We start from the raw sequence: 20,429 nt of genomic DNA, 5'->3' as shown, positions 1-20,429 counted from the left end.
TTCAGGCCGCCTGCTTTTTCGACCCGCGCTTCCTCGCCACAGCCTTCTTCGCCGCCGTGTCGGCGATCTGTTCGTCATGCCGCTTTGCCGCACGCTCGCATTTGGCACGGATTTCCTCGACTTCGGATTCGGTCAGATGTTCGATGCCGATGAAGTGGTTGTGGCCCTTGCCGACCCGGATCAGTTCGTCGAGCTTGGCCTGGATTGCCGCGCCATCGCGGTTCTGAGTGTTCTGGATCAGGAAGACCATCAGGAAAGTGATGATGGTCGTGCCCGTGTTGATGACGAGTTGCCAGGTGTCCGAAAAGCCGAAGAACGGGCCGCTCACCGCCCAGACGATGACGATCAGGCAACAGAGGGCGAATGTCGGCGGCAGGCCGGCTATGCGGGCGACCCAGTTGGCGACCTTGGTGAAATGCTTTTCCATCTATCGAAATCCTCAACGCTGCGGCGCGATGAGAACAATCAGCGACCGTTTCAGGTTCCCGATGCAAGCAAATACCTCCAGGTACAATTGCCTACACGCATAGGGAGAATAGCCTGGAAAACACACCTTATGGGTCCAATGTCACAATGACCCTGCAGGCGAGAGTGCCTGTTCCTTCCGCTTCACAGCGGTTTAACTCCAGCCCCTTCCGCTGCGCCACCCCCGCATGGCGGAAGGGGTTTCAGTCCGGCGGGCCTTGAAGCGCGTCGCCCGACTCCGTCTCAACGCTACGCACTTGAACTGGTCAGACGGCGTCGTTTTCCCAGCGATCGAGGAACGTTTCGATCGGCATGGCCTGCATGTCGGGAACCGCTCTGGCCAGCTTTTCGACCGGCCAGTCCCACCAGGCGAGAGCTTCGATCCGCGCCGTGATATCCGGAGCGAAGCGTGGCCGGAGAGCCTTCGCCGGCACGCCGGCGACGATCGCGTAGGGCGGCACATCACGTGTCACCACGGCGTTGGCGCCGATGACGGCACCGTTGCCGATGGCGACCCCAGGCATGATCACCGCGCCGTGGCCGATCCAGACATCATGGCCGATGGTCACGGCTTTCGCCTGCCGCCGCTCGCGGAAGGCGGCATCGACGCCCAGCCAGCGAAAATACTCGTTCGGCCGGTAGCTGAGCTTGTGCTGGGTCAGCCGCTCTATGGGATGCTCCAGCGCATTGATGCGGCTGTTGGCGGCGATCGAGCAGAATTTCCCGATCGTCGTGTAGATCGCTTCACAGTGGCGTTCAAAATAGGAGAAGTCGCCGACATTCACCTCGCGCAGCACCACCCGCTCGCCGATCGAGGCATAGCGGCCGAGCTTACACGCCTTCAGCTCCGCGGTCGGATGGATACGCGGCTCAGGGTCTTTCGGGACGAGGTTTTCGGAACGGTCCATGCCGGCGGCTTTACGCCTAGGCGATTGGTCCCGCAAGCGGGACCAATCGCCCCTCAGATCGTTTCCCAGCAAGGATTCGCCGGACGAATGGTCCCGCAAGCGGGACCATTCGTCCGGCCGGTTCCGGAAGGAACTGAGCAGCCTATTGCGGCTTGCCTTTGCTCCACACCACGTTCTGGCCGTAGAGCGGCACGGTGGTGACCGACATTTTGGCCGAGCCGTTCTGCACCTGGCGCGAATGCGAGAGATAGATCAGCGTCTCATTGGGCTTGTCGTAGATGCGGTTCACCACCTGCTTCTTCCAGATCAGGCTGATGCCTTGCTTGAACACCTCCTCGCCGCCCTCGCTCATGTCGATGTCGCCGATCGTGATCGGGCCGGTCTGGCGGCAGGAGATGGAGGAATCGGACGGATCCTCGAACCAGTTGCCCTTGTGCAGGCGATCGATGATACCGCGATCGAAATAGGAGACGTGGCAGGTCACGCCTTCCACTTTCGGATCCTTGATCGCCTCGACGATGATGTCGTTGCCGAGCCAGTCGACTCCGACCTTGCCGACTTCCTCGGCGACCGCGGCACCGGCGCCAACGACAACACACGCGGCCAAGGCGCCGCCGATCAGTTTTCGCCCAATCGATCCGTGCCCAATCAGTCGTGGCAAGGGAGCCTCCTGCGGTTCGAGTTGCCGGTCACAGGTGGGGCGAGCAGCCCGGCTTTGCAAGCAGATAGGTCGACACCACTGCGGTTGCGGCAACGCGGCACTTTGCCTGTGCGAGGCCGAACCGCTAAGACTGTCGCACAGGCGCGGCATTGAGCCGCGCGATGATTTCTGCAGACGGACTTTTCTGATGATGCGTTCTATCCTGGTCGGCATTCTCGTCCTGATGGCCGCCGGTATCGGCTGGCTGACCTTCGACTGGTACCGCGGCCATTATGGCGGCGAGCCCTTCGGCGCTGCCTTCACCCTAGTCGACCAGAAAGGCGCGCCGATCACCGAGGCTGCCTTCAGGGGTCAGCCCAGCGTCGTCTTCTTCGGCTTCACCCATTGCCCCGAGGTCTGCCCGACCACGCTGTTCGAACTGGCCGGCTGGCTGAAGACGCTCGGCGACGACGGCAAGAACCTGCACGCCTATTTCGTCTCGGTCGACCCCGAGCGCGACACGCCGGAAGTGATGAACGCCTATGTCAGCAATTTCTCCGACCGCATCGTCGGCATCACGGGCGCTCCCGACAAGGTCCATGCCATGGCCAAGTCGTTCGGCATCTACTGGAAGAAGGTCGACACCGGCGACGGCGACTACACGATGGACCACACCGCCTCGGTGCTGCTGCTCAACGCCAATGGCGACTTTGCCGGCACAATCGCCTATGGCGAAAGCGCCGATACGGCCATCGCCAAGCTGAAGCGGCTGGCGGCGAAAAGCTGATAACCATTTCATGACCCAGACGCGCCTCTACTTCACCACCGGAAAGACCGATTCCGTCAGCATTTTCGCGGCGCTTGAGGCAGCCTTCGAGGAAGAAGGGCTGCCGATCGCCGTCCTGGAGGTCGACGAGGACAAGGACATCCACGAAGTGTCGCTCTATGCCGATGGCGACGTCGATGCGGTCGAGACCCGCTTGAACGACATCCTTGCCGGCCTTTCCCTGTCGAAGCCGATCGAGCGCGAGGCCCTGCCCGACATCGACTGGGTGGCGCATTCGCTGGAAGAGCTGAAGCCGGTGCGTGCCGGACGTTTCTTCGTCCACGGCGCGCATGACCGCAGGAAACGCCACAGCGGCGAACTCGCCATCGAGATCGAGGCCGGCCTCGCCTTCGGCACCGGCCATCACGGCACCACCGCCGGCTGCCTGGAGATGCTGGAAAGAGTGGTCCGGCGCGAGCATCCGCGCAATGCGCTCGACCTCGGCACCGGCAGCGCGGTGCTGGCGATTGCAGTCGCCAAGCTGGCGCATATTCCTGTGCTGGCCACCGACATCGATCCGGTGGCGGTGCGGGTGGCTGCCGCCAATGCGCGGCTCAACCACGTCAAGGCACTGGTGGAAACGGCAACGGCGCCGGGCTTTCACCACCCGATCTTCGGCAGGCGCGCGCCCTTCGATCTGATCGTCGCCAACATATTGGCACGGCCGCTGATGCGGCTGGCGCCGCAAATGGCTGGCCACATCGCGCTCGGCGGCTCGATCGTGCTGTCAGGCATCCTCGACCGCCAGCGCGACGCCGTCATCTCGGCCTATGTCGGCCAGAATTTTCGCCATGTCAGAACCTTGCACCGCGAGGGCTGGGTGACGATCCACCTCAAGCATTGAGCCCGGGACCGACCGAGCTTGGACCAAGTTCCCCCGGTTGTCAGTCCAGCGATGCTGTAGCAGGTTGCGCGCAGCCGGAAATCGATTCCGATTTCCCAGTCCATAGGCTACGGTCCCGCGGATATCAGGAGGCCCACAATGTTCCAGACCTTCGATTCCGCCGGCGACCCGGCCGTCGGCAAACCGCGCGTGGCGCTCCTGCGCCAATGGCTTGAAGCCAACGGGCTTGATGGTTTCATCGTGCCGCGCGCCGACGAGCACCAGGGTGAATATGTCGCCGACCGTTCGGCGCGGCTGAAATGGCTGACCGGCTTCAGCGGCTCGGCCGGTGTCGCCATCGTCCTGCGCGACCGCGCCTTCGTCTTTGTCGACGGGCGCTACACGCTGCAGGTGCGCAGCGAGGTCGACCTGGACGTCTTTTCGATCGAAAGCCTGGTCGACAATCCGCCGGCTGTCTGGCTGAAAGACAATCTTGGCAAGGGCGCACGGCTCGGCTTCGATCCATGGCTGCACACGATCAGCGAGGTCAAGGCGCTGCAGGCCTCGGCCGACAAATCAGGCGCCGTGCTGGTGCCGCTCGACAAGAACCCGATTGACATCATCTGGAAGGATCAGCCCGACGCGCCGGTGGCCCCGGTCGAACTTCACCCGATCGGCTTTGCCGGCGAACTCGCCAAGGACAAGCTCGCGCGGTTGGCGGCGGCGATCGCAAAGGACGGCGCCACCCATGCGGTGCTGACCGACCCCTCCTCCATCGCCTGGGCCTTCAACATCCGCGGCGGCGACGTGCCGCACACGCCGCTGGCGCTCGGCTTCGCCATTCTTGCCGCCGATGGGTCGCACCAGCTTTTCATGGATAAGCGCAAATTCTCGCGCCAGGTCGCGGCCTATCTCACCCAACTCGCCGAGCCGCATGGGCCCGGCGAATTCCAAGCCGCGATCGTCGCCCTTGCCAAGAGTGGCGCGAAAATCGCGCTCGACCCGGTGCTGGCGGCCGACCGGCTGCGCATGCTGGTCGAGGCCAATGGCGGCGCCGTCGTTGCAGCAGCAGACCCCGCCCGCATCCCGCGCGCCACCAAGAACCAGGCCGAGATCAACGGCTCGCGCGCCGCGCATCGGCGTGACGGTGCGGCCGTGGCGAAGCTTCTGTGCTGGCTGGAGCGGCAAAAACCCGGATCGCTCGATGAGATATCGGTGGTCACCCGGCTGGAGGAGACGCGGCGGCAGACCGGCGAGGAAACGCAGATGCCGCTGCGCGATGTCTCCTTCGACACCATTTCGGGCGCCGGTCCGAACGGTGCCATCATGCATTACCGCGTGTCGCGCGCCACCAGCCGCAAGCTGCAGGCCGGCGAACTGTTCCTGCTCGATTCCGGCGCGCAGTATCAGGACGGCACCACCGACATCACGCGCACCGTGCCGATCGGCCAGCCGACGCAGGAGATGCGCGAACGCTTCACCCTGGTACTGAAAGGCATGATCGGCACTTCCACCTTGCGCTTTCCCTCCGGCACGCGCGGCTCCGAGATCGATGCCGTCGCGCGCATGGCGCTGTGGAAGCACGGTTGCGACTTCGCCCACGGCACCGGCCATGGCGTCGGCTCGTATCTGGCGGTGCATGAAGGGCCGCAGCGCATCGCCCGCACCGGCACCGAAAAGCTGCTCGAAGGCATGATGCTGTCCAACGAGCCGGGCTACTACAAGGAAGGCGCCTACGGCATCCGCATCGAGAACCTGATCCTGGTGACGCCGGCGCAAGAGATCGAGGGCGGAGACATCGCCATGCACGGCTTCGAGACGCTGACGCTGGCGCCGATCGATACCAGGCTGGTGCAGTCGGACCTCCTGACGCGCGACGAGCTGCATTGGCTCGACGCATATCATGCACGCGTGTTGGCCGAGATCGGGCCGATGCTCGACGGCGAGACGCTGGCCTGGCTAGGAAAGGCCACCGCGCCATTGCCGCACGATCTCAAGCAGTAGCCGCGGCGGAAACCTTGCTTGGTATTGGGGAGCCTTGCTCCGCAAGCAGCTCCCGCAAAGCCTGGACGTTGGGAGAGCCGGCTCCCTTGCGCCAAAACAATACCGTCAGGGCACTGTCCTCGTCCGAAGGCAGTTCATGCACCTGCAGCCTGCCACTTTCAGGGAAGCCCTTGAGCACGCTTTTGGGCATCAGCGCTATGCCCATGCCGGCCGCCACGCAACCGAGCATCGCATGATATGAACCGAGCTCGACGATTTGCTCGGCCATGAAGCCTCGGCGCGCATACCATTCTTCCAGCCGCCTGCGATGTGGACAGCCATGCTCGAAGGCTATCATGGTTTTGGGCATGTCGCTGCGGTCCTCAATCGAACCGCGCGATGCCGCAGAGACAATGACCAATTCCTCACGAAATGCAGCCTGCTTCTCGAATGGAGCGTCTGCGAGCGGCTCGGCCGCGAGCGCAGCGTCGACTTCGCCGGCGAGCATGGCGGCCGCGAGAACCTGCGGGTTGCCGGTGCGCAGTTGAATCTCCACCTCGGGATAGCGTGCGTGGTACTCGGCGAGCAGGCCAGGAAGCCGAGCCGCGGCGGTGCTCTCCATAGCGCCAAGTCGCAGCTTACCGCGTGGGCGCGGATCGAGGACCGCCGTTCGCGCTTCCTCGGCAAGCGCCAGCAACCGGTCCGCGTAGACAACCAACCTTAGGCCGGCGGGCGACACCTGCAGCCGCTTACCTTCGCGGATAAACAGCCGCACGCCCAGATCCTCTTCAAGCTGCCGGATGCGAGTGGTCACGTTGGACTGCACGCGAAACAGCTTTTCCGCCGCCTTGGTGATACCGCCCTCGCGCACCACCATGCGAAAGATGCGAAGGTCGGCCAAATCCATACATCTCTCCCGGAGAATAAAATGATCTTAATAATTCATTTTATCGGATGATCAACGGCGCGTAAATCGCCTGTTATCGACGCCGATCCGGGCGTCCACGGGAGATGGAAATGTCACCTGAACCTCTCGGCCCCTGGCCGATCGATCTTGGCGCATTGACTCCGATGCAGCGCGACGCCCTTTACACCAACCTTGTGCGTCACGCCCATCAGGAGAGATCGGAGGCAATTCGGCTGAGCGCGGTGTGGATCGCTTCGATTTTCAAGAAGCGCCTGACAGGAATTATTGCCTCGATCACTACATGTGTCGGCGCCGCGTTGGTGAGCATACGTGGACTGACCAAGACAAAAAGTCAGCCGGCGAACTGCCGGGCGATGATCAGCACCGCCGCACCCGCCAAGAACATTGCCATCAGCCCGCCGCGCAGCGAAACCAGCGCGGTGACCACCAGTGCCGCCCACTCCGCCGGCCCGGCATTCAACAGTTCCGGCGCCACCAGCGTCGTCAGCACCGCCGCCGGCACGGCGTTGAGACCGGCCTCGACGCGCGGATGGATTGTTTCGAAGCGGGAGATGACCAGATGCCCGCCGATGCGCGTCAGATAGGTCGCGACCGCACCGGCGATGATGATCCAGAAGGTCGTGCTCATGGCCGTGCCTTTACGCCGCTGTGATGGGGAGGCAGGATGACCGCCAGCAGCACACCGGCAACAGCGCCGATCGAGACATGCCAGGGCGAGCCCACGGTCTTATAGGCGATGATCGAGGCGGCGGCGCTGGCGATGACCACCGGCAGCCACAGCGGCCGCTTGCGGAAGCCCAGCACGAGACCGAGGAAATAGATCGGCAGCAGGAAATCGATGCCGAGCGCATGCGTGTCGGGGATCAGCTTGCCGAACAGTGCGCCAAGCGCGCTTTCGACGATCCAGAACAGATAGACCGGCAGGCCAAGTCCCAGATACCAGGCAAAGCCGACTGTCCGGCCCGATTGCGCCCGCGCTTCGGCTACCGCGAATTGCGGATCGGTGAGGATGAAATAACCAAGTGCCTGCTGGATGACAGGCCAGTGCGCGATGCGCCGGCCGATGCCTGCGGAATAGAGCACGTGGCGGAAATTGACGGCGAAGATCGACAGCACGATCAGCCACGGCGCCACATGCTGACCGAACAGCTGGATGCCGACCATCTGGCTGGCGCCGCCATAGACCAGCGCGCTCATCAGGAAGGCTTCCAGGACCGAGAAGCCATTGTCGACGGCGAGCGCGCCGAACAGCACCGCAAACGGCGCCGACGCCACCACGACAGGCATCGACAGCCGCACGCCCTGCCAGAAATCGCTTTTATCGCCGCTCTTGGAAATTGCTTGCGCCGACATGGCCTCTCCTTGATCAGGGCCTGATGTAGGAAGCGCTGCCTGCCTTGTCACACGAATTCGCTTGAGCCAAACGATCAGCGGAAATGATCGTCGGGTTACCGGAGCCGAAGGCTAGTCAAGCGAACCTTTGCCCTCGATCGCCCTGCCCCAGTCGAGCAGCGGCTTGGCGCGCAAGGTGAAATCGACGAGCTCGTCGACCAGATCAGCCGTATGGATTCCCGCCGGATCGATGACATGCTGGACATAGAAATGCCGGTGGCGGATGGCGGCGACCAGATCGGGATCGCTGATTTCCTCGAAGCCGCGTGGCGTACGCTTCATACGGCCTTCGGTATCGAGTTCAAGCCGGTTCTTCTTCAACGCCGCCACCAGGCCGCGAAAATTGTCCGGCTTGGTCGCGATGGCTTTGCGCATCGCCAGCAGCAGCGCCGGCTCCGGCTGCCACCAGGCAATGTCGGCAAAACAGCGCTCAAGCCCGATATGCACGTAGAACACACCCTGCTCCATCTTGGTGCCGTCGGGCGACAGGATTGCCGACAAATGCCTGTTGTAGGGCCGCTTGTCTTTGGCGAAGCGCACGTCGCGATTGATCCGGAACAGCGACTTCTTGCGATCGCCGCGCAGGCCGAGTCCGGCCTCCGCGAAACGCTCGGTCAGCGTGTCGACCAGATCACTGAGCGGATCACGCAGCTCCTTTTCGAACAGGTCGCGGTTTTCTAAAAACCACTCTCGGCTCTGGTGGAAATCCAGCGCCTTCAGGAACGGAATGGCTTTCGGGCCGAAACCCTTGAATGCGCCTTCCATCACGCCTTGCCGATCCGTACCAGCCAGCCATCCTCGTCGATCACCTCGATGCCGAGTTCGCTGGCAAGCTTGAGCTTGGAGCCGGCACCCGGCCCGGCGACCACCAGATCCGTCTTTGCCGAAACCGAGCCCGCGACCTTGGCGCCCAGGCGCTCCGCCATCGCCTTGGCTTCGGAGCGTGTCATCTTCTCCAGCGAGCCCGTGAACACGACCGTCTTGCCGGCGACCTCGCTGTCGGCCGAGACGTTGACGATATACGGCTTCGGCTTGACTTGGCGGAGCAACGCGTCAAGCACGTCGTCATTGCGCTCATTGCCGAAGAAGTCGCGCAACGCATCGATCACGGTATCGCCGATGCCGTTGACCGAGGGGAAAACCGTGTGTGGATCCTCCGCTGCCGCTGTCTCCTTGCCGACCCGGATCATCTCCTCGATGGTCGAGAAGGTGCGGGCAAGCACGGCGGCCGTCGTTTCGCCGATATGCCGGATGCCGAGCGCGAAGATGAAACGGTCGAGCTCCGGCTCGCGGCGCGAGTCGATGGCGGCGAACAGCTTGTCGAGGCCCTCATAGTTGCGATCCTCGACGCTGCGCACATTCTTGCGCGTCTTGCCCGATGCGGCCTCGCGCTGCCTCGCCTGCTCCTCGCGGCGTTCGGCCAGCGCCCTGGTGACGGCCGGACGGCGATCCCTGAGCGTGAAGATATCGGCGGCGGTCTTGATCAATCCCGCATTGAAGAACGTGTCTATGTTCTCCGCGCCGAGGCCTTCGATGTCCAGGGCGCCGCGTGACACGAAGTGGCGCAATCCTTCCACCGCCTGCGCCGGGCAGATCAGTTCGCCGGTGCAGCGCCGGCGGGAATCTTCCTTGCCGGTCTTTTCGTTGATCTCGCGCGTCGCCGGCGAGCCGCAGATCGGGCAAGTGTGAGGGAACTCGTAAGGCACCGCATCAGCAGGCCGCTTGTCGATGACGACGCTGACGATCTGCGGAATGACATCGCCTGCCCGCTGGATCACGACCGTATCGCCGATGCGCACATCGATGCCGTCGCGGATCGGCTCGCCGGTCGAGTCCAGGCCCTTGATGTAGTCCTCATTGTGCAGCGTGACGTTCTCGACCACGACGCCGCCGACTGTGACCGGCGCCAGCCGCGCAACCGGCGCCAGCGTACCGGTACGGCCGACCTGGATGTCGATCTTCTGCACGGTCGTCATCGCCTGTTCGGCCGGGAATTTATGCGCGACCGCCCAGCGCGGTTCGCCGGTGACGAAACCCCAGCGGCGCTGCAACTCCAGCTGGTCGACCTTGTAGACGACGCCGTCGATATCGTAGCCGAGCGCCGAGCGCTGCTCCTCGATCCGATGATAATGCGCGATCAGCTCCTCGGCCGATTTCGCCCGCACCATCAGCGGACTGATCTTGAACCCCCACTCGGCGAATTTCTGCACCGAATCATATTGGGTCGGAGCGGGATCAGCCGTCGTGTAACCCCAGGCATAGGCGAAGAATTTGAGGTTGCGGCTGGCGGTGACGGATGGATCCTTCTGGCGCAGCGATCCGGCCGCCGTATTGCGCGGATTGACGTAGTCCTGGCCGCCGGCCGCAGCCGATCGCTGCTTCAGCGCCTCGAATTCCGCATAGGTCATGTAGACCTCACCGCGGATCTCGATGATTTCGGGCCAGCCCGAGCCTTTCAGCTTCGCTGGAATATCGGCGATCGTCTTCAAATTGGCGGTGATGTCTTCGCCAACGGCGCCGTTGCCACGCGTCGCGCCCTGCACGAACACACCGTTTTCGTAACGCAGCGAAGCCGACAGCCCGTCGATCTTCGGTTCGGCTGTGAAGGCGATGTCGAGCTCCTTGTCGCGATCGAAGAACCGCCGCCCGCGTTCGATGAAATCCGTGACGTCATCGTCGGTATAGGCCTTGGCAAGGCTGAGCATCGGCACGGCATGGCGCACCTTGGTAAAGCCTTCCGCCGGAGCGGCTCCGACCCTGAGCGATGGCGAATCCTCGCGCACCAGCGCCGGAAAGCGCTCCTCGATGGCAAGGTTGCGCCGTGCCAGCGCATCATACTCCGCATCGGTGATAACAGGCGCATCTTCGGTATGGTAGCGCCGGTCGTGCTCGGCGATCTCTTCCGCCAGCCGCTTCAGCTCGGCTTCGGCCTCGCTTTCGGTCAGGGCATCAACTGGTTTTTCGGACATGCTTTCTTCCCCGAACGGTGGCGCTACACAATAGATCAGGATTTTAGGAAAATCATTCCTGAACAGCAGGATGGAGCCATATCCTGACTCGATCCCTGACATCAGCTGTTCTTATGCAGCTGTGGTGTTCTCGCGCAGCAACCGTTCGGCGGCCGCGCGCGCTTCATCGGTGATGGTGGCGCCGGCCAGCATGCGAGCGATCTCTTCCTGCCGCGCCGGCCGGTCCATCTCGGCGATGCCGGTGGCGACACGGTCGGTGGTGCCGGATTTGGAGATCAGGAAATGCGTCGCCGCGCGTGCTGCCACCTGTGGCGCATGCGTCACCGACAGCACCTGGACGCGCTTCGACAGTCGCGCCAGCCGCTGGCCGATGGCGTCGGCGACAGCGCCGCCCACACCGGTGTCGATTTCATCGAACACCAGCGTCGGCGCCGAACCGCGGTCGGCCAGCGCCACCTTCAGCGCCAGAAGGAAGCGCGAAAGCTCGCCGCCAGAGGCCACTTTCATCATCGGCCCGGGCCGCGTGCCTGGATTGGTGCGCACCCAGAATTCGATCTGGTCGATCCCCTCTTCCATACGGCTCTCGGCCTCGCTCTTCATTTCCACGATAAAGGCGGCGCGTTCGAGCTTCAGGGCCGGCAGTTCGGCCATCACGGCCTTGGTCAGGCCTACCGCCGCCGCATGACGCAGCGAGGACAGCTGCGCGGCGGCAATGTCGTAGGTCTCGCGCGCAGCGGTGGCCTGCTTTTCCAGCCCTCGCAGGCGCTCCTCGCCGGCATCGAGATCGGCGAGATCGGCCGACATCGTGTCGCGCAGCTGCGCCAGATCGTCGACGGCGACGCTGTGCTTGCGCGAGGCGGCGCGCAGCGAAAACAGCCGCTCCTCCGCTTTCTCCAGCCGCTGCGGATCATATTCGGTGGCGCGCAATGCTGCCTCGACGCCCGATTGCGCCGCGTCGAGCGACAGCATCGCCTCGTCGAGCGATTTGACGACATCGTCGAGCAGGCCGGGCGCCTCCGTCACCTTGCGCTGCAGCCGCCGCAACAGGCTGGCCAGTTGCGGCAGGGGCGAAGATGGGCCCGACAGCACATCCTGCGCGTCATGGATTTCGGAAGCGATCTTTTCGGCCCGCATCATAGACGCGCGCAATTCGGCAAGGTCGGTCTCCTCGCCCGGCTGCGGATCGAGCTTGGTCAATTCCGCCACCGCCGCGCGCAGATAGTCGGCCTCGCGCGCGGCCGCCGCCACCTTGGCGCGGTGGCGCGACAGCTCCTGCTCGCAGGCGCGCCAGTGCCGCCATGCCTCGCCGGTCGAGCGGACGGCGCCGAGATGGCCCCCGAAAGCGTCGAGCACCTCGCGGTGTGCTCCGGGATCGACCAGCGCGCGCTCGTCATGCTGGCCGTGGATCTCGACCAGCGCGCGCCCGACATCGCGCATCAGGGTGACGCTTGAAGGTTGATCGTTGACGAAAACACGGGTGCGGCCGTCCGCCGTCTGCAGGCGGCGCAGGATGATGTCGCCATCATCCTCGATCGCATTGTCGGCAAGCAGCGTACGGGCCGGATGATTGCGCGGCACGTCGAAGACGGCGATGACCTGGCCCTGTGCCGCGCCATGGCGCACCAGCGACGCGTCGCCGCGCGCTCCGAGCGCCAGCGACAGGGCATCGAGCAGGATGGATTTGCCGGCACCGGTTTCGCCGGTCAGCACCGAAAGGCCCGGCTGGAAGTCGATATCCAGCTTCTCGATCAGGACGATATCGCGGATCGACAGTCTGGAAAGCATCAGAACCCGAATCTAGAACGGCACGCGACCATTTGCAGTCGCAGCGCCGCACTATCTTTTTGTTTGAGCACCGGATCAATCCGAAAAGCGCTGTGGCGCTTCAGTCGATGCTCATACGTCAGGCGCCGGTGATCATCTTCCCGGCTTTGGATATCCACGACCCGGCATTCTCGCGCGGTGCAAGCCCATTGCTCTGCAAGAGCTTGTAGGAATCCTTGTACCATGGGCTGTCGGGGTAGTTGGTGCCGAGCACGGCGGCGGCGGTTTGTGCCTCCGAGGTCAGACCCATCGCGTAATAGCTTTCGGTCAAGCGGGCGAGCGCCTCCTCGACATGGCGGGTGTTGGAATAGTTCTCGACCACGGTGCGGAAGCGCTTCACGGCAGCGATGTATTCACGCCGCTCAAGATAGTAGCGGCCGATCTGCATTTCCTTGCCGGCCAACTGGTCGTTGGCAAAGCGGATCTTTTCCTTGGCGTCGTCGACATATTCCGATGTTGGCCAGCGCGTGACCAGATCCTGCATCGTCTGGACGGTCTGACGCGCTTCCTTCTGGTCCTGCGTCACGTCCTTGATCTGACGGTAGTAGCTCAAGCCGATGATGTACTGCGCATAGGCGGCGTCATCGGTCGACGGGTAAAGCGTGAGATAGCGCTTGGCCGAGCCGATCGCCTCATCGTAATTGCCCTGGCGATAGTCGGCGAAAGCGCCCATAACCATCGATTTGCGGGCCCATTCCGAATAGGGATGCTGGCGGTCGACTGCGTCGAACTTGCGGCTCGCCTCCTGCAGGCGCCCGGCATTGAGATTGGCAAGGCCCTGATTATAGAGAACATCGGCCGGCTCGGTCTGCTCGACATAGGTCGACAGGTCGATATCTTTCTCCGACGACATGCAGGCCGACAGAAAGAGCGATGGAACAACTACTGAAAGCACCAGGAAAACAGCCCTCTGCGGTGCTTTCAATTGACCAACTCGCTTGAAGAACATGATTGGATCTCGCCCTTTCGGCGCTATTTCAATGCCAGTTGCATGCCATTGTTTCAAAACTGGTCCCCACTTTTGAACGACATGCATTAATCGACGGCAGCAGCCATAAACCATAACCGCCTTGCCCGGCAACGCTATCTCCGGCCAATCGCGCATTTTTGTGGCGGCCGGACGCCACTTGGACATCAATGCAATTTCACTGGCGGGTGGTGCATTCCTGCAACATTCGCTATCACCCATGGAACCCGAAAAAACCCTGGGAAATCAGATCATCCAGGGTGCGTAGAGTGGCGCATTGACGGCGTTCATCTCGGCGCTGCGGCCACGCTCACGGCGCGTCGTCTCGACGATCTCGAACGCCGTGCGGTCCGACAGCAGGCGGCGCAGGGCCGCGGCATTCATCCTGTGGCCGCCGCGATAGGAGCGGAAGCAGCCGATGAAGCGGGCGCCGGCCAGCGCCAGGTCGCCCATGGCGTCCAGCGTCTTATGTCGCACGAATTCGTTAGGGTAGCGCAGGCCGCCCATATTGATGACGCGGTTGTCGTCGCCGATGACCAGCGAGTTCTCCAGCGAGGAACCGAGCGCGTAGCCTGCGGCCCACAGCCGCTCGACATCCTTCATGAAGCCGAAGGTGCGGGCGCGCGCGATGTCACGACGGAAAATATCGGCATTGAGGTCGGAGGCAAACAGCTGACGACCGATCGCCGGGCTTTCGAAGTCGATCTCGATCTCGAAACGGGTCCCGTCATAGGGCCGAAACTCCGCCCACGAGGCGCCGTTCTCGATGCGGACCGGCTTGATGACCCTGATATAGCGCCGCTTGACCGAGAGCGTCTCGATACCCGCCTGATCGATGGCTTCGACGAACGCCATGGCGCTGCCATCGAAGATAGGAACCTCGGAACCATCGATCTCGACAGCGACATTATCGATGCCGAGCCCAAACAGCGCCGCCATGATGTGCTCGACCGTGGCGATATGCTCGCCGGCGGGATCACCAAGCATGGTGCACAGGTCGGTAGCGCCGACTTCCGAAACCAGGGCACGAAACTCGCGGCCCTGCTCCGCACCGTTGAAAAGCTGGAAAACGATGCCGGTGTCGGCATCCGCGGGCACGAAGCTGATGGACACTTCCTTGCCGCTGTGGACGCCGGTGCCGGTAAGCGACGCGCGCGTCTTCAATGTCGTCTGATAGTCGTGCAAGACAATCCCCATAAGCCCGTAATGCCTAGGTCCGCTTCTCCAGCCCGAGGGCGCGGCTCTTGTGTGAATCGGCTGGCAGGGTGACTTCCCCCGAAATCCCGGCAAACCGATGATGGTAGGCAGCGAAGATAATGTCCCGTCAGGGAGACTCCAAATCACGGTTTCTTACTCTGTGTAACCGCGAAATGGAATGAGTGCGACTTGGTAAGTCGTTGAAATCACATCATTTAAAACATTAACAGGCAAGCGATTCCTCGCTTGCCTGTTAACAAATGTTACAGTCCGTTTACCAATCAGTTGGCCTGGCGGCGCAGGAACGCCGGAATCTCCAGCTGATCGTCTTCCTGAGTCGTCCTCACCTGCGGCGTCAGGCGGCCCTGATCGTCGAGCTGGCCGCGGCGCGGCGCATAGAGCTGCGCATCCTGGCTGGCAAGACGGCGCACTTCGGGCGCGGCCTGGCGCAGCTTGGGCTCGCGCGGCTGCGCTGGCTGCAGCCGTGCGGGTTCTTCCTCGCGGCGGGTCAGGCCATTGGTGAGGCGCTTCAGCAGGCCCATCGGTCCGCTGTTGTTCTCGTGGTCGACCGGGCGGCTCTTGGCATCCACCTCGGCCTTGACGACCGGCGGAAAGTCCTCGACGCGCGGCATGCGCTGCGGCGCCATGGCAACCGGCTGCGGCGCCTCGCGCTGCAGCATCTCGCGCGGCTGCGGGGCCGGCTGCATCTGCTGGACCACCGGCTGCGGCATCGGCTGGGCGGGCGGTGCCTGGAAGATCTTGCTCTGCGGGCGGAAATCTTCAGCGTGGGCGACCGGGGCCGGGCGCGCCTGCGCCATGGCCGCGGCATTGGCTTCGGCCAGATGGATGGCTTCCGCGACCGGGTCAAGGGCACGTGGCTCGTATGCCGCCTGCTGGACAGGCGCCGGACGAACCTCCGCGATCTGAGCCGCCGGGCGGCTGGCCGGCTTCGGAGGCGCCGTGCGGATCGAGATCGGCGCGGCGGCGATTTCAGCCGCCGACTTGTCGATGCCGGTGGCAACCACCGAGACGCGGATGACGCCTTCGAGTTCCTCGTCGAAAGTGGCACCCAGGATGATGTTGGCGTCCTGGTCGACTTCCTCGCGGATACGGGTCGCCGCTTCGTCGACTTCGAACAGCGTCAGGTCGCGGCCGCCGGTGATCGAGATCAGCAGGCCCTTGGCGCCCTTCATCGAGGTCTCGTCGAGCAGCGGGTTGGCGATCGCCGCTTCGGCGGCGGCCATCGCGCGGCCCTCGCCGGAAGCCTCGCCGGTGCCCATCATCGCCTTGCCCATCTCGCGCATGACGGAACGGACGTCGGCGAAGTCGAGATTGATCAGGCCTTCCTTGACCATCAGGTCGGTGATGCAGGCGACACCGGAATAGAGCACCTGGTCGGCCATGGCGAAGGCATCGGCGAAGGTGGTCTTGTCATTGGCCAGCCGGAACAGGTTCTGGTTGGGGATGACGATCAGCGTATCGACGCATTTCTGCAATTCCTCGATGCCGAAATCGGCCGTCTTCATGCGGCGCTGGCCTTCGAAGTGGAACGGCTTGGTGACGACGCCGACGGTGAGGATGCCCTTTTCGCGCGCTGCGCGGGCGACGACCGGAGCAGCACCCGTACCGGTGCCGCCGCCCATGCCGGCGGTGACGAAGCACATATGGGTGTTGGTCAGGTGATCGAGGATTTCATCGATGCACTCTTCCGCCGCCGCACGGCCGACTTCCGGCTGCGAGCCGGCGCCAAGGCCTTCGGTGACGTGCGCGCCGAGCTGGATCAGGCGGCCGGCCTTCGACATGGTCAGCGCCTGCGCGTCGGTGTTGGCCACCACGAACTCGACACCGCGCAGACCGGCGGTGATCATGTTGTTGACGGCATTGCCGCCGCCGCCGCCGACACCGAACACGGTGATGCGCGGCTTAAGCTCGGTGATGTCCGGCTTTTGCAGATTGATGGTCATTGTCTCCGTCCTTTGCCTTTCACGCCGCTTCGCCGCCGCGGCCGCCTATGGGGCTGTCCCCGTCAATTTTAGAAACTGTCTCTCAACCACTGACTCATGCGATGCAGTTTTCCGCCCGTTCCGGTCATTTTGAGACCGGAAATTCCTTTCGCCGGATGGCTCTCGAAGCTCGCCATCTGCGGATAGATCAGAAGCCCCACCGCAGCCGAGAAGGCCGGCCCCTTCGCCGCTTCCGGCAGGCCGGCCACGCCGAGCGGGCGGCCGATGCGCACATTGCGTCCCAGGATGCGGCGCGCCGCCTCCGGCAGGCCGGCAAGCTGGCTGGCACCGCCGGTAAGAACCACACGCTTGCCCACTGCATTGCCATAGCCGGACTTGTTCAGCCGGTCGCGCAGCAGTTCGAGCGTCTCGTCGATGCGGGCGCGCACGATGCGCGTCATCACCGAGCGCGGGATCTGCAAGGGCACGTCACCGTCGTCGCCGATCGGCTGGATCGAGACCAGGTCGCGGTCGTCGGCGCTGCCCGGCAGTGCCGAGCCATGCATCACCTTCAGCCGTTCGGCGGCATCGAGCGAGGTCGACAGCCCCTTAGCCATGTCCAGCGTGACATGGTTGCCGCCAATGGCGATGGCGTCGCCATGGACGAACCTGCCTTCCGAAAACACCGAGATCGTCGTCGTGCCGCCGCCCATGTCGATGCAGGCCGCGCCCATTTCCAGCTCGTCGTCGACCAGGGCCGCCAGGCCGCTGGCATAGGGCGTCGCCACCATGCGCTCGACCGACAGATGCGAACGGTTGATGGAAAGCTCCAGATTGCGCATCGGCGCGGCGTCGCCGGTCAGCACATGCATGTCGACGCCGAGGGCGTCGCCGACCATGCCGCGCGGATCGCGCACGCCGCGTTCGGCATCCAGCGAGAAACCGACGGGAAGCGAATGGATCACCTCGCGCTCGGCCTTCAGCGCCTGCTTGGCGCCAGCACCGAGAACGCGCTTGATGTCGGCCTCGTCGGCCTCGTGGCCGCCAAGATTGATGGTGGCGGAGAAGGCTTCGCTCTTCAGCCGGCCGGCGGTCATGTTGACGATGAGAGAATCGACCGTCAGCCCGGCCATGCGCTCGGCCGCGTCGACGGAAAGGCGGATGGCATGTTCCGCCCTATCGAGGTCAACCACGACACCCGACTTCACGCCTTGCGACTTCTGATGGCCGATGCCGATCACCTGGATCCGGTGCGAGCGGCCGCGCAGCAGCTTGCCGTCATCGCATGGCTTCAGCTTGGCCACCATGCAGCAGACCTTGCTCGAACCGACATCCAGCACCGTCAGGGTGCCGGACCGGCGCGACGCGGCATCGCCAGGACCGCCAAGCCAGCTCATATCTTCGTCTCCGGCTTCCGCTTCAGGCTCTTGGGTTTCTCGTTGAGGGCGGCTTCGCGCTGCGTCGCCGCTTCCGCCGTCAACTGCACGACCAGCCGGTCCGTCAGGCGCATGTCGACGGCGGCGATGTCGCGCGACAGCAAGCCATTGTCATGATCCATCTTGACGAGTTCGGCGAGCGCCTGTTCCTCGTCATCCTCGGGAAGCTTGATGGTGATGCCGTTGTCCAGCTTCAGGTCCCAGCGCCGTTCGCCAACACGGATATAACCTTTGATCCGGCTCGCGAGCTCGGGATATTTCTCGACCTTGGCCAGGAAATCGGGCGCGCTCGCCGGCGCGCCGGTGCCGATCAGCAGCGGCAGGAGCGCCTGCTTGCCGCCCGAGAACGGCGCGATCATGGCGCCATTCCGCTCGATGACCGAAAGCGCGTCACCCTGTTGCCAGAGCGCGAAAGCCTCACGCTCCTCGACGCGCACTTCCAGAGTATGCGGGTAGACCTTGCGGACGGCCGCGACCTCGATCCACGGCAATGTCGCAATTCGTTCCCGCGCGGCCTCGGCATTAAAGCCGATCAGCGACGTCCAACCGTCGAGTTCAAGCCTGTCGAGTATGTCGATTTCCGAGGTCTGGCGATTGCCGACCACCTTGACCTGATCGACGGCAAAGCCGGTACGGGCGGTGATGCTCTGCACGATACCCTCGACATGACCGCCGAGATAGGCACCATAGGCGCTGCTCGATAAAATCAGCACGGCCGACATCATGGCCGCGGAAAAGCGCGGCACCTGGAATTCCCCGACGCCCAGGCGCGCCAGAATGCGCACCGGGCGGCGCAGCATGCGCGGCAGCACGAAATGGCCCGACGACAATGGCAGGCCGAACAGCGCCGGCCCCGCCGCGCCCCTCTCCCAACCTTGTCTCCATTTCAACGCAGACACGAAGCGTCCTCCACCATCCAACTCAACAAATCGCCAAACGAGTGCCCAGCCTGGGCGGCGATTTCAGGCACCAAGGACGTCGGCGTCATACCCGGCTGGGTGTTGACCTCGAGCCAGACAATCTCGCCGTTTTCGGAATGACGATCGTCGTAACGGAAGTCCGAACGGGAAACGCCACGACAGCCGATCGCTTGGTGAGCCTTGAGCGCCAGTGTTTGTATTTTTTGGTAAATATTCGGTGAAACTTTTGCGGGGCATTCGTGCTTTGATCCCCCGGCGACATATTTTGAATCATAGTCATAGAAGGAATGGCCGGTCGGGATGATCTCGCAGACCCCCAGCGCCACATCGCCCATCACCGCGCAGGTCAGCTCCCTGCCGTGGATGTAGCGCTCGACCATGACGGTATCGCCATATTTCCACTCGGACGAGCCGATCACCTGCGGCGGATGCGACTGGCCTTCATGCACGATGACGACACCGAAGCTCGAACCCTCATTGACCGGCTTGACCACATAGGGCGGCTTCATCGGATGCTTGCTCTGGATGGCGAAGCGGCTGGCGACCTTCGATTCGGCGACCAGGATGCCGACCGACTTGGCAACCCGCTTGGCCTGCTCCTTGTTCATGGCCAGAGCCGAAGCGAGCACGCCGGAATGGGTGTAGGGAATGCCGAGATATTCAAGGATGCCCTGAATGGTGCCGTCCTCGCCAAAAGGGCCATGCAGCGCATTGAAGGCAACATCGGGCTTGAGCTCGGCAAGCACGGAGCCGACATCGCGCCCGACGTCGACACGGGTGACCTGGTAGCCTTCCTTCTCGAGTTCATCGGCACAAGCCTTTCCCGACGAAAGAGACACGGGCCGCTCGGACGAAAAACCACCCAGCAGGACGGCCACATGCTTGTTTTTCATTCCCCGGCATCCCCTCTCTCACGGCGGACCAAAACCAGATTTTCCGCAACATTGAGTCAGAGTCTCCCGGCAGGTTGCCCCCCCAGACGGAAAACGCTGAAAACGCGTCGAACGACTCAAATCAGGAAACGCTTTCGAGCAGAGAATCAGAGAGTTGATTCACTGGCAAGTGCTTACGATTCCGAGAGATTCACTTTCTGAGAAAATGGATGCGAAAAGCGTGTCGTTGAGTCTTTGCGGCAACGGTCGCGGACCGTGTCGGCCGTGTTAAAGTTCATGCATCACATGAACTTCAACTCGCGCGAAGGTGTGTTG

At 63.2% G+C, this 20,429-nt stretch carries 18 protein-coding genes; 3 read left to right on the top strand and 15 right to left on the bottom strand.

Annotated features, from left to right (window positions below):
- Position 1 precedes the first annotated feature (1 nt).
- The 3 genes from EJ079_RS20970 to EJ079_RS20960 form a co-directional block, all read right to left on the bottom strand.
- Positions 2–427, bottom strand: coding sequence for a low affinity iron permease family protein (locus EJ079_RS20970; protein ID WP_127810004.1), 426 nt, complete (start codon positions 425–427; stop codon positions 2–4).
- A gap of 304 nt (positions 428–731) precedes the next feature.
- Positions 732–1,373: a DapH/DapD/GlmU-related protein gene (locus EJ079_RS20965; protein WP_127810003.1), complete on the bottom strand. Its 642-nt coding sequence runs from the start codon at positions 1,371–1,373 to the stop codon at positions 732–734.
- 142 nt (positions 1,374–1,515) lie between these two features.
- Complete coding sequence (locus EJ079_RS20960; protein WP_127395906.1) at positions 1,516–2,034, bottom strand: CreA family protein; 519 nt, start codon at positions 2,032–2,034, stop codon at positions 1,516–1,518.
- A 187-nt stretch (positions 2,035–2,221) separates the two neighbouring features.
- On the opposite strand from EJ079_RS20960, the gene EJ079_RS20955 reads away from it, so the two are divergent.
- The 3 genes from EJ079_RS20955 to EJ079_RS20945 all read left to right on the top strand — a co-directional run bounded on the left by EJ079_RS20955 (position 2,222) and on the right by EJ079_RS20945 (position 5,666).
- Positions 2,222–2,800: an SCO family protein gene (locus EJ079_RS20955; protein ID WP_127810002.1), complete on the top strand. Its 579-nt coding sequence runs from the start codon at positions 2,222–2,224 to the stop codon at positions 2,798–2,800.
- 10 nt (positions 2,801–2,810) lie between these two features.
- Positions 2,811–3,683 (top strand): 50S ribosomal protein L11 methyltransferase, encoded by an 873-nt coding sequence (locus EJ079_RS20950; RefSeq protein ID WP_127810001.1) that lies wholly within the window; start codon positions 2,811–2,813, stop codon positions 3,681–3,683.
- A 138-nt stretch (positions 3,684–3,821) separates the two neighbouring features.
- A complete protein-coding gene (locus EJ079_RS20945; RefSeq protein ID WP_127810000.1) occupies positions 3,822–5,666 on the top strand; it encodes an aminopeptidase P family protein in 1,845 nt (614 codons plus the stop codon).
- Here the strand turns inward: EJ079_RS20945 and EJ079_RS20940 are convergent.
- The 12 genes from EJ079_RS20940 to EJ079_RS20885 all read right to left on the bottom strand — a co-directional run bounded on the left by EJ079_RS20940 (position 5,656) and on the right by EJ079_RS20885 (position 20,114).
- Positions 5,656–6,552 carry a LysR family transcriptional regulator gene (locus EJ079_RS20940; protein ID WP_127396438.1) on the bottom strand — a complete coding sequence of 299 codons (897 nt, stop codon included), beginning with the start codon at positions 6,550–6,552 and terminating at the stop codon, positions 5,656–5,658. The two genes, EJ079_RS20945 and EJ079_RS20940, sit on opposite strands and share 11 nt — an antisense overlap.
- Positions 6,553–6,904: 352 nt before the next feature.
- A complete protein-coding gene (locus EJ079_RS20935; protein ID WP_127809999.1) occupies positions 6,905–7,201 on the bottom strand; it encodes an AzlD family protein in 297 nt (98 codons plus the stop codon).
- A complete protein-coding gene (locus EJ079_RS20930; RefSeq protein WP_127809998.1) occupies positions 7,198–7,926 on the bottom strand; it encodes an AzlC family ABC transporter permease in 729 nt (242 codons plus the stop codon). Before EJ079_RS20930 ends, EJ079_RS20935 begins: the two co-directional genes overlap by 4 nt.
- Before the next feature lie 111 nt (positions 7,927–8,037).
- Positions 8,038–8,730, bottom strand: coding sequence for a TIGR02453 family protein (locus EJ079_RS20925; protein WP_127811380.1), 693 nt, complete (start codon positions 8,728–8,730; stop codon positions 8,038–8,040).
- Positions 8,730–10,934: an NAD-dependent DNA ligase LigA gene (ligA, locus tag EJ079_RS20920; protein ID WP_127270946.1), complete on the bottom strand. Its 2,205-nt coding sequence runs from the start codon at positions 10,932–10,934 to the stop codon at positions 8,730–8,732. The genes EJ079_RS20925 and ligA overlap by 1 nt, the downstream gene beginning before the upstream one ends.
- A 111-nt stretch (positions 10,935–11,045) precedes the next feature.
- Positions 11,046–12,719: a DNA repair protein RecN gene (recN, locus tag EJ079_RS20915; protein WP_127809997.1), complete on the bottom strand. Its 1,674-nt coding sequence runs from the start codon at positions 12,717–12,719 to the stop codon at positions 11,046–11,048.
- A 118-nt stretch (positions 12,720–12,837) separates the two neighbouring features.
- Positions 12,838–13,707: an outer membrane protein assembly factor BamD gene (locus tag EJ079_RS20910; protein WP_127809996.1), complete on the bottom strand. Its 870-nt coding sequence runs from the start codon at positions 13,705–13,707 to the stop codon at positions 12,838–12,840.
- A 264-nt stretch (positions 13,708–13,971) separates the two neighbouring features.
- Positions 13,972–14,922, bottom strand: coding sequence for a UDP-3-O-acyl-N-acetylglucosamine deacetylase (lpxC, locus tag EJ079_RS20905; RefSeq protein ID WP_023813134.1), 951 nt, complete (start codon positions 14,920–14,922; stop codon positions 13,972–13,974).
- Positions 14,923–15,203: 281 nt separating this feature from the next.
- Positions 15,204–16,886: a cell division protein FtsZ gene (gene ftsZ / locus EJ079_RS20900; RefSeq protein WP_127809995.1), complete on the bottom strand. Its 1,683-nt coding sequence runs from the start codon at positions 16,884–16,886 to the stop codon at positions 15,204–15,206.
- 68 nt (positions 16,887–16,954) lie between these two features.
- Positions 16,955–18,262 (bottom strand): cell division protein FtsA, encoded by a 1,308-nt coding sequence (gene ftsA / locus EJ079_RS20895; protein WP_127328878.1) that lies wholly within the window; start codon positions 18,260–18,262, stop codon positions 16,955–16,957.
- Positions 18,259–19,200 carry a cell division protein FtsQ/DivIB gene (locus EJ079_RS20890; protein ID WP_127809994.1) on the bottom strand — a complete coding sequence of 314 codons (942 nt, stop codon included), beginning with the start codon at positions 19,198–19,200 and terminating at the stop codon, positions 18,259–18,261. Before EJ079_RS20890 ends, ftsA begins: the two co-directional genes overlap by 4 nt.
- Entirely contained in the window at positions 19,188–20,114 is a 927-nt protein-coding gene (locus EJ079_RS20885) for a D-alanine--D-alanine ligase (protein WP_127809993.1), read from the bottom strand. The genes EJ079_RS20890 and EJ079_RS20885 overlap by 13 nt, the downstream gene beginning before the upstream one ends.
- Positions 20,115–20,429 lie beyond the last annotated feature (315 nt).

The organism is Mesorhizobium sp. M7A.F.Ce.TU.012.03.2.1 (assembly GCF_004006095.1).
Lineage (GTDB): Bacteria > Pseudomonadota > Alphaproteobacteria > Rhizobiales > Rhizobiaceae > Mesorhizobium.
Note: the sequence above shows the minus strand (reverse complement) of the source record. Positions and strands in the feature narration are given on the sequence as shown.